7 protein-coding genes are annotated in these 14,212 nt (G+C 43.8%); 3 read left to right on the top strand and 4 right to left on the bottom strand.

The window, feature by feature from the left end; all coding sequences use genetic code 11:
* Positions 1-6: 6 nt before the first annotated feature.
* The 3 genes from LU293_RS06425 (at position 7) to LU293_RS06415 (ending at position 2,716) form a co-directional block, all read left to right on the top strand.
* A complete protein-coding gene (locus LU293_RS06425) occupies positions 7-747 on the top strand; it encodes an ATP-binding protein (protein WP_242746513.1) in 741 nt (246 codons plus the stop codon).
* Between the two features lie 243 nt (positions 748-990).
* Positions 991-2,064: a beta-N-acetylhexosaminidase gene (nagZ, locus tag LU293_RS06420; protein ID WP_242746510.1), complete on the top strand. Its 1,074-nt coding sequence runs from the start codon at positions 991-993 to the stop codon at positions 2,062-2,064.
* 19 nt (positions 2,065-2,083) lie between these two features.
* Positions 2,084-2,716 (top strand): DedA family protein, encoded by a 633-nt coding sequence (locus LU293_RS06415; RefSeq protein WP_242746507.1) that lies wholly within the window; start codon positions 2,084-2,086, stop codon positions 2,714-2,716.
* Positions 2,717-2,900: 184 nt separating this feature from the next.
* On the opposite strand, the gene gorA is transcribed toward LU293_RS06415, so the two are convergent.
* The 4 genes from gorA to rpoB form a co-directional block, all read right to left on the bottom strand.
* The gene (gene gorA / locus LU293_RS06410; protein ID WP_242746504.1) at positions 2,901-4,268 is read right to left on the bottom strand and encodes a glutathione-disulfide reductase; all 1,368 of its coding nucleotides are present in this window, start codon (positions 4,266-4,268) and stop codon (positions 2,901-2,903) included.
* 132 nt (positions 4,269-4,400) lie between these two features.
* Entirely contained in the window at positions 4,401-5,627 is a 1,227-nt protein-coding gene (serA, locus tag LU293_RS06405; protein ID WP_242746500.1) for a phosphoglycerate dehydrogenase, read from the bottom strand.
* A gap of 173 nt (positions 5,628-5,800) precedes the next feature.
* Positions 5,801-10,024 (bottom strand): DNA-directed RNA polymerase subunit beta', encoded by a 4,224-nt coding sequence (rpoC, locus tag LU293_RS06400; RefSeq protein ID WP_242746497.1) that lies wholly within the window; start codon positions 10,022-10,024, stop codon positions 5,801-5,803.
* A gap of 79 nt (positions 10,025-10,103) precedes the next feature.
* A complete protein-coding gene (gene rpoB, locus LU293_RS06395; protein ID WP_242746494.1) occupies positions 10,104-14,195 on the bottom strand; it encodes a DNA-directed RNA polymerase subunit beta in 4,092 nt (1,363 codons plus the stop codon).
* Positions 14,196-14,212: the final 17 nt, after the last annotated feature.

Raw genomic sequence — 14,212 nt, 5'->3', positions numbered from 1 at the left:
TTAAACATGACAATTAATACCATTATCCTAAAACTCAAACAACTAAAACTTAGCCATGCTGCCAACTATTATGAGGTGCATTATCTGGCACCAAGCAATCCACAGATAAGCACAACAAAGCTGATTGAAGGTATGCTTGAACATGAAATCAATGGTCGGCACAATAATCACATCAATAAATTGATTAAAAACGCCAAGTTTCGCTATAGCAAAGCTAGAGTTGAAGATATAGATTATAATAGTAGGCGTCTCAGTCCAGACAGTCTCTCGCCAGTTTTAGAATGCGAATGGATAGATAGGCATCGAAGTGTCATTATTACGGGTGCGACAGGAACTGGTAAGACTTGGCTGGCTTGTGCGCTCGGCAATTACGCTTGTCGCAACTTAAGAAAAGTGATGTTTGTTCAAGCTGCTGATTTATACGAAGATATTATCTTATCAATAGCCGATGGCAGTATCGCCAAGGTTAAGCAAAAATACTGCAAGGTGGATTTGTTAATCATTGATGACTTTGGCATTGGTGAATTACTACCGCAGATATGTCCTGTGTTGCTTGATATTATTGATAAGCAATCCAGCGTTGGCGGTTTGCTGATTACTAGCCAATACCCTGTCGCAGCTTGGCATGGACTATTTCCTGAAGCAACCATTGCTGACGCTGTGCTTGATCGCATCATTCACCGAGCATACCCGCTTGCACTGGCAGGCGAATCTATGCGGAAGAAATTAGCGCACACAATAAATTAACACTACAATAATCATCGAGACTCAGCTAAAATGACCAGCATTCACCGGAATGACTGGTCATTTTAAATTGGAATTGGTGTCCATTTTAGACTGGAATAGGTGGTCAGGAGGGTATGGATTTTGCAGGTTTTTAACGTAAAATTCTTTGCAAATGCTAAAGCCTACTGTTACAAACATCAAATTCATGGCATAATATTACACTAAACTTAACACAAATCATTCATCAAATGCATAAGGCAAGATATGGCAACTGGCATCATCATGGCGGACGTCGAAGGATGCACACTAAATTCCAAAGACGTACAATTCTTGCAAAACGACGAACTTGGTGGCATCATTTTATTTGCACGCAATGTCGATACGCCAAACAGTGTCCGAGCACTCACAGATAGTATTCGTGCTATCAATCCAAACTTAGTTATCGCCGCTGATCAAGAAGGCGGAAGAGTGGCACGTTTTCGCCGTGGTTTTTCGCCCTTACCAGCAATGGGGGAGCTTGGTAAACGATATGACCAAAACCCCAAATCTGCCCTAAGTCTGGCTTATGATGTTGGCTATCTAATGGCATGCGAAGTGCTTGCAGTTGGTGTCGATTTTAGCTTTGCACCTGTGCTAGACATTGATGGCGTAAGTGCTGTGATTGGCGATAGAGCATTTCATAAGCAAACAGACATAATTATCGCGTTATCAGCACAGCTTATGGCAGGCATGCATAAAGCGGGCATGGCAACCACAGGCAAACACTTTCCAGGTCATGGCTCAGTTGCACCAGATTCTCATGTTGCTTGTGCTGTAGATGACAGAAGTTTTGATGAGATTTGGGCAGTTGATGGTGTGCCTTTTATGAAAAACCTTGCCATGCTTGACGCTATTATGCCTGCTCACGTGATTTTTAGTAAAGTAGATGACAAACCTGCAGGGTTCTCATCAGTATGGCTACAAGACATCTTAAGACAAAAACTAGGTTTTAATGGCGTCATTTTCTCAGATGATTTATCTATGAAAGCTGCTCATGTGGCAGGGGGCGTGGAGCAACGTGTTCAAGCTGCCATTCATGCTGGCTGCGACATGGCTCTTGTGTGTAACAGTCGAGATGACGCCCTAAAAGCTATCGCATTTGCCAAAACCCTGCCAAGCCTATCACAGTCACGCTTTAGTCGCATGAAAGCAAAAATCCCGAAGTGGCGTGGCGACTTACACAGCACCTGCTTACAGTTTGATGGCTGGCTTGATGCCAAAAACCGTGTCGCGGCGGCATTTTTTGATAATTACCCTATTACCAAAAAAGACCCCACCGAGTATCGCCTTTTAACCTAACAATTTTTTTGGAATTATCATGAATCAAATCAGCGAATGGGTGCTTATCACCATGGATAAGCTTGGGCTTTTTGGTGTAGCTTTGATGATGTTTTTGGAAAATGTCTTTCCGCCTATTCCAAGCGAATTGATTATGCCAGCTGCAGGTTTTGCTGCCGCCATGGGGAGAATGGACCTTATCGCTGTTATCATTGCAGGTACATTAGGCTCTTTAATCGGAGCATTGCCTTTATATTATCTAGGTACGATTTTTAACGAAAAACGCCTATTGATATTAACCGAACGCTACGGCAAATATCTACTTATCACCCCAAATGACGTCATCAACGCTCAATCTTGGTTTAATAAATACGGCAAAGCAGTGGTTTTTTTTGGTCGTATGATTCCTGCCATTCGCTCGTTAATCTCCATTCCTGCTGGTATGAATCGCATGCCTATGTTGCCATTTTTGGTACTGACCGCCATCGGGTCGGCAATTTGGACCACCATTTTAGCCTATTCAGGCTATGTCCTTGGAGCAAATTACGAAGCAGTTGAAGCTTTTATCGCACCCATCAGTAAAGCGGTCGTATTAATCGTACTAAGCATTGCAGCCATCATCATTGCATTAAGAATTAAAAGCGTCTTTTTTGACCAAAAAGGCAAACATTAGTCATTAACAACTGCATAGACCGCCAAATTCCAAGCGTCTTTGATGCTTATAATCATTGCAGACACAGTACTAATCTAAGGCAAGTGCAAAAGTGTGGTTTGACTTATCGCTTTTTGCTTTTTTCTATGCAAAAAAAACACCCTAAAGCAGATTTAGGGTGTTTTTTTATTGATTGGCATGATGATTATCGCATGGTAACAAACTCTTCTGAACCTGTGGGGTGAATGGCGACTGTATCATCAAAATCACGCTTGGTTGCCCCCATCTTCATTGCCACGGCAAAACCTTGAATCATCTCGTCCACACCAAAACCAATGCCATGCAGACCGATGACTTTTTCATCATCACCCACACACACCAATTTCATATGGCATTTTTTTCTGTGGCTAGTAATACCACTATACATTGGCGTAAAAGTTGATGAATAAATCTTCACATCTTGCTTACCATATTGCTTTATCGCCTGCTCTTCACTTAGTCCAATCGTACCAATTGGTGGGTGGCTAAACATCACCGTTGGAATCAGCTGATAATCCAAATGCTCATTAGGCTTGTTATTAAACAATCTTTCAGACAATCGACGACCTGCTGCCACTGCCACAGGGGTCAGCTCAACACCACCTTCAATGATATCACCCACCGCATAAATGCCCTCTATATTGGTATTTTGGAATTTATCAACAATAACTTGTCCTTTATTGTTTAATTTAACGCCTGATTTTTCAATATCAATCTTATCGGTGGCAGGCACTCGTCCTGTCGCCCAAATCAGACATTCTACCTCCAATGTCTTGCCATCTTTAAAAGTAACAGTCAAATCATTTGATGATTTTGTAATTTGGACAGGCTCGCTATTTGTGTGCAGTGTGATATTCTGCTCTTGCATGGCATCTAGCAGTACATCAACAATGCCATTGTCAAAGTTTTTGAGTGGTCGCTCGCCTCGCACACAAAGATGAGTCTGCACACCAAAGGCATTCATCACGCCTGCCAATTCCACACCAATATAACCGCCACCGACAATAGCGACAGATTTTGGCAAGGTGGTGAGTTCAAAAAACCCATCAGAATCAATCCCAAGCTCCGCTCCGTCTATGTCTGGGCGATGTGGTCTGCCACCTGTGGCTATCAAAATGTGGTCTGCGGTAATAATCTGTGTCTTACCATCTTCATCAGTAACTTCTACCGAATTTTTATCAAGGAATTTACCAAAACCATGAATGACCTCCACGCCATTTTTATCAAAACCTTGATAATACCGTGAATGAATAAACTTGATATACGCTTCACGATTTTCAACCAATTTTTTGAAATCAAAGTGATTTAGCGTCAAATCAAAACCATAATCTTTTGCAAACTCATGGATTGTCTCAGCAATGCTCGCCCCATGCCACAGCACCTTTTTTGGCACACAACCCACATTGACACAAGTACCACCCACATGGCGTGCCTCAATGATGGCACATTTTTTGCCGTACATGGCAGCACGGTTAATAGATGCGATACCGCCACTACCGCCACCGATGGCGATATAATCAAAATGTCTGGTCATACTAACTCCAACAATAATTACTAATCAATAATAAAAAAACTAATACACATTGTACCACAAAAAACAAAACCGCCAAAATTAGGCAGTTTTGTTTTATTAAAGATAAAGATTGGGTTTTGCGATTTTTGTCAATCAGAACAGCACACGCACACGAAGTGTTTCGGGTACAGCACGCAGTCGCTTCATTGCCTGAGCAGAATCATTATCGTCCACGTCCATCATCAAATAACCCACATCATCACGAGTCATCAAAGATTGAGCCATGATGTTAATCCCTGCATCGGCAAATGATGCGTTAATTTGTGATAGCACACCAGGGACGTTGCGGTGAATATGTAGCAAGCGATGTGTGCCTTCGGTAAAAGGAATAGACACGTTCGGAAAATTCACCGCACTTGTGGTGTCGCCTTGGTCGGAATATTTGACGAATTTTTCAGCAACTTCTAGACCGATATTCGCTTGGGCTTCTTGGGTTGAGCCACCGACATGGGGGGTTAAAATCACATTATCAAAAGCTCTAAGCGGTGAGCTGAACTCTTCATCTGCCGATTTTGGCTCTTTGGGGAACACGTCTATCGCCGCACCTAAGAGCTTACCACTTGACAAAGCATCCGCCAAATCTTCAATCACCACACAGCCACCACGAGCCGCATTGATAAAAAACGCCCCATTTTTCATTTGATTAAATTCTTGCTTGGTCATCATGCCACGAGTGCTGGGCAAATCAGGCACGTGTAGGGTGACCACATCAGCTTTGGCGAGCAGTTCATCAAGACTACCAACCTGCATGGCATTACCCAAAGGCAATTTGGTCATCACGTCATGATAAATTACTTTCATACCCAGACTCTCAGCCAGCACCGACAACTGCGAACCGATAGAGCCATAACCTACGATACCCATCGTTTTGCCACGCACTTCATAGCTATTCTTGGCAGACTTATTCCAACCGCCCCGATGCACGACTGCATTTTTTTCAGGAATGCCACGCATGAGCATGATAGTCTCAGCGAGCACCAACTCCGCCACCGAGCGAGTATTAGAATAAGGGGCATTAAACACAGGAATACCCAGCCTTAATGCCGTCTGTAAATCCACTTGGTTTGTACCAATGCAAAAACAACCAATGGCGATGAGCTTGTCGGCAGATTCCAATACCTTGGCGGTCAGCTGAGTGCGTGAACGAATCCCCACAAAATGAGCATCTTTGATTTTTTCAATCAATTCATCTTCATCAAGGGCGGTTTTGATGTATTCTATGTTCGTATATCCTGCTTCGTTAAGCACTTTTAGGGCATTGTCATGCACCCCTTCTAATAATAAGAAGCGGATTTTGTCTTTATTTAATGATAAAGTCATACGGTTATCCTTATTGGGTTTGGCAATTAAACGTTATTTATACACTCTTTAGCAGTTTTTTGCAATGTTCCAGCCAGTGTTTTTACAAGAAATACTTTCATATTAATATGAATAAAATTCAAATACAAAAAAGCCCGCCATTAAGACGAGCTTTTTAGGTTAATCAAACACAATTATTTAGAGTCTTGGTTTAGCTCTTCAGCGAACGCTGCAGCAAAGTTATCCTCTACTGTTTGGGTGGCATTGTCATCACCTAAGTTTAAAATCTCATCTAATGCTACCACTTCTTCGTCGGCTTGCTGAGCTTTACGCTTACGGTTTTTGTGGTAAGCAAGACCTGTGCCTGCTGGAATCAGACGACCCACAACCACGTTTTCTTTAAGACCAGACAAATCGTCCACCTTGCCCATCGTAGCAGCAGCGGTAAGAACACGAGTGGTCTCTTGGAATGATGCTGCCGAAATGAAGCTTTCGGTTGCCAAAGACGCCTTAGTAATACCAAGCAATTGACGCTCATACTTCACTGGGAACTTATCATTTGCGGTCAGCTCTTCGTTTAGCATACGAACTTTGGTGTATTCTGCTTGATCGCCTGTAAAGTAGCTTGAATCACCACCATCGACAATCTCAACTTTACGCAACATTTGACGAACGATAACCTCAATGTGCTTATCGTTAATCTTAACGCCTTGCAAGCGATACACTTCTTGAACTTCGTTCACGATATAGTTTGCCAGTGCCGTCTCGCCTTTTAGACGTAAGATGTCATGCGGGTTAGCAGGACCGTCAGCGATAATCTCGCCACGCTCTACCGTCTCGCCTTCAAAGACGTTGATTTGACGCCATTTTGGAATCAACTCTTCATGCACATTGCCATCTTCATCGGTGATGATAAAGCGGTTTTTGCCCTTGGTTTCTTTACCAAATGACACAACGCCCGTTATCTCAGCCAAGATTGCGTGATCTTTTGGCTTACGTGCTTCAAACAAGTCAGCAACTCGTGGCAAACCACCTGTAATATCTTTAGTACCTGATGTGGCTTGCGGCACACGCCCTAATACCGAACCTGCTGCTACCTGCTCACCTTCTGATACACGAATGATGGTCTCAGCAGGTAGGAAATACACCACTTCTTTACCTTCTTCGGTATCTAAGATAATAGCAGGACGTAAGTCTTTTGATAGGCTTGGGCGGTCTTTACTTGCCAAAATTTCAAACGAACTCATACCTGTGGTTTCATCGACTTTCACTGTGGCGGTCATGCCATCGGTGATGTCGCTAAAACGTGCTGTACCTGCAAATTCAGTGATGATTGGGTGGGTATGCGGATCCCATTTAGCAATCACATCGCCTGCATTAACCTCTGCCCCATCGCGCACCAATACATTAGAACCATAAGGCACTTTATAGCGTTCACGCTCACGGCCTTGGGCATCTGCCACCCCAATCTCAGCTGAGCGAGAAACGATAACAAGATGCCCATCAACATGCTCTACTGTCTTCATGTTATGGAAACGAACTGTACCGGCATTACCCACAGAAACACTATTATCCACCGAAGTAGCACTTGCTGCACCACCAACGTGGAAAGTACGCATGGTCAGCTGTGTACCCGGTTCACCGATAGACTGAGCTGCCATGACACCAACTGATTCGCCAATATTCACCAAATGACCACGAGCCAAATCACGACCATAGCACTTAGCACACACACCATGAGATGCTTCGCAAGTGATCACAGAACGCACATACACTTCATCAATGGCATTTTTATCTAAAGCTTCAACCAAGCGTTCATCAATCAGATCGCCTTTAGCAACAACAATCTGACCATCAGCATTAATGACGTCTTTAGCTGCCACACGACCAAGTACACGATCGCCTAAACGCTCTACGATTTCACCACCATCAATCACAGGTGTGATCAGCTGTCCTGACTCTGTGCCACAGTCATCAATGGTAATTACCAAGTCCTGTGCGACATCAACAAGGCGACGAGTTAGGTAACCTGAGTTCGCCGTTTTTAGGGCGGTATCAGCAAGACCCTTACGGGCACCGTGCGTTGAGATAAAGTACTGCAGTACGCTTAGACCTTCACGGAAATTTGCCTTAATCGGTGTTTCAATGATAGAGCCGTCTGGTTTTGCCATCAAGCCACGCATACCAGCAAGCTGACGAATCTGAGTAGCACTACCACGAGCTCCAGAGTCTGCCATCATATAGATTGAATTAAACGATTTTTCAATCTCTTTTTCGCCATCAGCGTTAATGACGTCATCAGTTGATAGGTTCTCCATCATCGCATTGGCAATCTTATCAGACGTACGAGACCAAATATCAACTACTTTATTATAACGCTCACCCGCGGTAACAAAGCCTTGTTCAAATTGCTGTTCAATCTCACGCACTTCGGCATCGGCTGCATCCACGATTTGCTTTTTATTTGGTGGAATCACCATGTCTTCCATACCGATTGAGATGCCAGATAGGGTCGCTTGGGCGAAACCTAAATACATCAAATGGTCAGCAAACATCACCGAATCTTTCACACCAAGCTTACGATAGCAAGAGTTGAGCAGTTTTGAGATGTTTTTCTTAGTCATCTCAGTATTACACTCACTAAACGCCATACCCTCTGGCATAATGTCCCAGATGAGCAGACGGCCTGCGACAGTGTCTTTGATTTCAGTATGTGTGGTTTTTTCGCCTGTTTTTTCGTCCAAAATGGTCTCGGTCACACGCACTTTAATTTTGGCATTGACAGATAAATCATCAGAGCCAATCGCACGCAAGGCTTCATTAACCGTACTAAAGACCATGTTTTCGCCACGGGCTCCGACATGACTACGGCTGATGTAGTACAGCCCCAATACCACGTCTTGTGATGGTACGATAATCGGCTCACCGTTCGCAGGCGACAGAATGTTATTAGTTGACATCATCAAAGCACGAGCTTCAAGCTGAGCCTCTAGGGTCAATGGTACGTGTACCGCCATTTGGTCGCCATCAAAGTCTGCGTTAAACGCCGCACACACCAATGGGTGTAGCTGAATTGCCTTACCTTCAATCAATACTGGCTCAAAAGCTTGCAGACCTAGACGGTGAAGTGTTGGAGCACGGTTTAGTAGCACTGGGTGTTCACGAATTACGCTAGCAAGCATATCCCAAACCGCAGGCTCTTCACGCTCTACCATCTTCTTAGCCGCTTTAATCGTGCTTGCAATGTTGTTTTGTAGCAATTTAGCGTAAGTAAATGGCTTAAATAACTCTAATGCCATTTTCTTTGGCAGACCGCATTGGTGTAGACGCAGTGTAGGACCTACAACAATCACCGAACGACCCGAGTAGTCCACACGCTTACCCAGTAGGTTTTGGCGGAAACGACCCTGTTTACCCTTAATCATGTCTGCCAAGGATTTTAGGGGGCGTTTATTAGAGCCAGTAATCGCACGTCCACGGCGACCGTTATCAAGCAATGCGTCCACCGCTTCTTGGAGCATACGTTTTTCGTTACGCACAATGATGTCAGGAGCGTTTAATTCCAAAAGACGTTTTAGGCGGTTGTTACGGTTGATGACACGGCGATATAAATCGTTCAAATCAGACGTGGCAAAACGACCGCCTTCAAGTGGCACAAGCGGACGCAAATCAGGTGGCAATACAGGCAGAACCGTCATCACCATCCATTCAGGCTTGTTACCAGAATCACGGAACGCTTCTAATAATTGCAAGCGTTTTGCCATTTTCTTGAGCTTGGTTTCAGAGCCCGTTTGCGGAATTGCTTCACGCAACATATCAATCTCATTATCAACATCGATGTCTTTTAATAAATCTTGAACCGCTTCAGCACCCATTTTGGCGGTAAATTCATCACCATACTGTTCTAATGCGTTAAAATATTCTTCATCATCTAGTAATTGATATTTTTCAAGACCTGTTAAGCCTGCATCTGTTACGATGTAGCTTTCAAAATAAAGCACGCGCTCAATATCACGCAGCGTGATGTCAAGCAAAAGACCGATACGGCTTGGCAGTGATTTTAAGAACCAAATATGAGCTACAGGACTTGCCAGCTCAATATGCCCCATGCGTTCACGACGCACTTTAGCAGCGGTAACTTCCACGCCACATTTTTCGCAAATAATACCTTGAAATTTACGGCGTTTGTATTTGCCGCATAAGCACTCAAAATCTTTAACAGGGCCAAAGATTTTGGCACAAAATAAGCCATCACGTTCAGGCTTGAATGTGCGATAATTAATCGTCTCAGGCTTTTTAACCTCACCATAAGACCACGAACGTACCGTATCAGGTGACGCTAATGAAATCTGAATGCTGTCAAATTCCTTCATGCCGTTTTCGGCAGGGCCTCTTGTGATGTCTAATAAGTCTTTCAAAAGAATTCTCCGTTGTATTCGTCATAAGTTGTGCTTGGGCAGCTTTATCCACCCAAGCCGTAAGCCACAGCCTTACCGATTATTTTTTTTCTTTTAAATCGATGTTAATACCCAGCGAGCGAATTTCTTTGGTTAGTACATTAAACGATTCTGGCATACCAGGATTCATATACTGCTCACCGTCCACGATGTTCTTATACATACGAGTACGACCTTCCACATCATCCGACTTCACCGTCAGCATTTCTTGCAAGGTATAAGTTGCACCGTAAGCTTCTAATGCCCACACTTCCATCTCGCCAAAACGCTGACCACCAAACTGTGCTTTACCGCCAAGTGGTTGCTGGGTGACAAGGCTGTATGACCCTGTTGAACGAGCGTGCATCTTATCATCAACTAGGTGGTTTAATTTAAGCATATACATATAGCCGACAGTAACAGGGCGATCGAACTGCTTACCTGTGCGTCCATCATATAACGTCTGCTGACCTGATTTATCAAGCCCTGCCAATTCAAGCAATGCTTTGATTTGGGTTTCTTTGGCACCGTCAAATACAGCTGTACCCATTGGTACGCCTTGACGCAAGTTATTTGCAAGTGTGATTACATCGTCATCACTCAAGCTGTCTAAATCAACTTGCTCACCGCCTACTTGGTTGTAAATCTTATCCAAGAATTCACGCAATTCAGTCACTGCTGCTTGTGCACGGAGCATGGTATTAATCTTATCGCCCAGCCCTCGAGCTGCCATACCAAGGTGCGTCTCTAGAATCTGACCAATATTCATACGAGATGGTACACCTAGCGGGTTTAGCACCACATCAACTGGGTTGCCATTTTCGTCATAAGGCATATCCTCAACTGGCATAATGCGTGATACCACACCTTTGTTACCATGGCGACCTGCCATCTTATCACCTGGCTGGATACGACGTTTCACCGCCAAATATACTTTGACGATTTTTTGAACGCCATGTGCCAAGTCATCGCCTTGAGTAAGCTTGCGTTTCTTATCAGCAAACTTGTTGTCAATCTCTTTACGCTTTTCAGCCAAGTAATCAGCAATCTGACCTAGTAGCTCTGACACTTCTTCTTCTGCAGGCTGAATGTCAAGCAATGAATCAAGTGCAATATCTTGCATCTGTTCTGCTGTCAGCACAGTACCTGCCTTAAAGCCAGCACCGCCACTTACCTTCTTACCAACCAGCAAGCTGATAATACGGTCACGTGCAGCCGCTTCAAAGATATTTAAACCCTCTCTTAAGTCTTTACGGTAGTCATCTAGCATTGCTTGCTCGATAGCTTTGGCACGGCTATCTTTTTCAAGCCCATCACGGGTAAAGACCTGCACGTCAATAACTGTACCCTTTGTAGATGAAGGCACACGAAGTGACGTATCTTTTACATCAGCAGCTTTTTCACCAAAGATGGCACGAAGCAGCTTTTCTTCTGGAGTTAATTGGCTTTCGCCTTTTGGGGTAACTTTACCCACCAAAATATCCCCTGCGTCTACTTCTGCACCGATATAAACGATACCTGCTTCATCCAGGTTAGCAAGGGCAGCCTCACCGACGTTTGGAATATCGCCTGTGATTTCCTCAGGTCCAAGCTTGGTATCACGAGCCACACAAGTTAGCTCTTGAATGTGAATGGTGGTAAAGCGGTCTTCTTGCACCACACGTTCAGATAGCAAAATAGAGTCTTCAAAGTTATAACCATTCCACGGCATAAACGCCACACGCATATTTTGACCAAGTGCCAATTCACCCAAGTCAGTAGATGGGCCGTCTGCCAAGATATCGCCACGAGCAATTTTATCACCAGCATTCACGATAGCACGTTGGTTAATACAAGTATTTTGGTTTGAACGTGTATATTTGATAAGGTTATAAATATCAATACCCGCCTCACCTGCAACGACTTCACTTTCATCAACACGCACGATGATACGACTGGCGTCAACTTCTTCAATAACACCACCACGCTTGGCGACCACACACACCCCGCTATCTCTAGCAACGTGGCGTTCCATACCTGTACCAACAAGCGGCTTATCACTGCGTAACGTCGGCACAGCTTGTCGTTGCATGTTTGCACCCATCAAAGCACGGTTAGCATCGTCATGTTCCAAAAATGGAATTAAGCTTGCTGCCACAGACACAACTTGACGTGGTGATACGTCCATATGGGTGACTTTATCCACACCCATACGCACCGATTCGCCTTGGTAACGCACCATCACCATCTCTTCTGTCAGCTCACCTTGATCATTCATCGGGGAATCTGCCTGAGCGATTACCGCACCTACTTCCTCAATGGCTGACATATATTCGATATCGTCAGTTACCTTGCCATCAATCACGCGGCGATATGGCGTTTCTAAGAAGCCAAAATTATTGGTTTTAGCAAATACTGCCAATGAGTTAATCAAACCAATGTTTGGACCTTCTGGTGTCTCAATCGGACACACGCGACCATAGTGGGTGTTATGTACATCTCGCACCTCAAAGCCTGCACGCTCACGAGTCAAACCACCAGGGCCAAGTGCAGAAACACGACGTTTATGCGTAATTTCTGACAGTGGATTGTTCTGATCCATAAACTGTGAAAGCTGGCTTGAACCAAAGAATTCTTTGATTGCTGCTGCCACAGGTTTTGAGTTAATCAGATCTTGTGGAGATACACTGTCTGTTTCAGCTGTCGTTAGACGCTCTTTTACTGCACGCTCTACACGAGCTAGACCAATACGGAACTGGTTCTCGGTCATCTCGCCCACCGAACGGATACGACGGTTACCCAAATGGTCAATATCGTCAACTTCACCACGACCGTTACGAATCTCAAACAACTCTTTTACCACATCGATGATGTCTTGCTTAGATAAAACACCCTGCTCACGCTGTACATCAATATCATCTGTCTCAACGAACTCACGACCTAAGCGGCGATTAAACTTCATACGACCGACATTTGATAAATCATAACGCTCTTGGCTAAAGAACATGCTCTCAAATAGCTTTTCTGCCGTATCAAGCGTTGGCGGCTCACCTGGACGCATGACTTTATAAATTTCAATCAAAGCTTCTTCACGTGTTTTAACGGTGTCGGCACGCAAAGTATCTGCAATGTAGGCACCATGATCAATGTCATTGGTGAACAAAATTTTAAAGCTTTCGATGTTTTTATCTGCTAGTTTTACCAAAAGCTCATGGTCAATTAACGTATTGGCACGAGCAATCACTTCATCGTGGTATAAAATATCTTCTGCCAGAATATGTTCATATAAATACTCATCAGGCACTGCAAGTTTCGTCATACCAGATGCGACGATTTCTTTAATGCGGCGAGCATTAATACGCTTGCCTTGCTCAACCAATACTTTACCATCAGGCGATACGATGTCAAATTGAGCCATCTCACCTTGTAAACGCTCAGGCACAAGCTCTACTTCAAAAGAATCTGCACCTTTAAACACTTCAATACTATCAAAGAAAGTATCTAAAATCTCTTGGTCATCCATGCCGATGGCACGTAAAATAATGGTTGCAAGTAACTTACGGCGACGGTCAATACGTGCATATACCAAGTCTTTTACGTCAAACTCAAAATCAAGCCATGAACCACGATATGGGATAATGCGAGCGTTATACAGCACTTTACCACTTGAATGCGACTTGCCTTTGTCATGGTCAAAGAACACACCAGGTGAACGATGTAGCTGAGATACAATGACACGCTCAGTACCGTTAATAATAAACGTACCGTTGTCTGTCATTAATGGGATTTCACCCATATATACTCTTTGCTCACGCACATCCTTAATAGTTGCTTTATTATCTTTATCTTTAACCACTAAACGAATTTTTACACGAAGTGGTGCAGCGAATGTTGAGCCACGCATAATACATTCACGTTCATCAAATTCAGGCTCACCAAGCTGATACTCAACAAATTGAAGTTCAGCATGCCCAGAATGACTGGTGATTGGGAATATAGACGAGAATGCTGCTTGCAAACCGACATTAGCGCGAGCTTTAGGTTGTTTATGTTCTTGTAAAAACTGCTCGTAAGAATCTACTTGGATTGCCAATAAATATGGCACGTCCATGACGTCTGGTAATTTGGAAAAACTTTTACGAATACGTTTTTTTTCAGTATAAGAGTATGCCATTAAGATTCCTTACGTTA

It is taken from the genome of Moraxella nasovis, assembly GCF_022701215.1.
Taxonomy (GTDB): Bacteria; Pseudomonadota; Gammaproteobacteria; order Pseudomonadales; family Moraxellaceae; genus Moraxella; species Moraxella nasovis.
Note: the sequence above shows the minus strand (reverse complement) of the source record. Positions and strands in the feature narration are given on the sequence as shown.

Excerpts from the sequence above, each read along its gene's own strand:
- nagZ (WP_242746510.1), top strand. The coding sequence starts at position 991 with ATGGCAACTGGCATCATCATGGCGGACGTCGAAGGATGCACACTAAAT.
- rpoB (WP_242746494.1), bottom strand. The coding sequence starts at position 14,195 with ATGGCATACTCTTATACTGAAAAAAAACGTATTCGTAAAAGTTTTTCC.
- LU293_RS06425 (WP_242746513.1), top strand. The coding sequence starts at position 7 with ATGACAATTAATACCATTATCCTAAAACTCAAACAACTAAAACTTAGC.
- gorA (WP_242746504.1), bottom strand. The coding sequence starts at position 4,268 with ATGACCAGACATTTTGATTATATCGCCATCGGTGGCGGTAGTGGCGGT.
- LU293_RS06415 (WP_242746507.1), top strand. The coding sequence starts at position 2,084 with ATGAATCAAATCAGCGAATGGGTGCTTATCACCATGGATAAGCTTGGG.
- serA (WP_242746500.1), bottom strand. The coding sequence starts at position 5,627 with ATGACTTTATCATTAAATAAAGACAAAATCCGCTTCTTATTATTAGAA.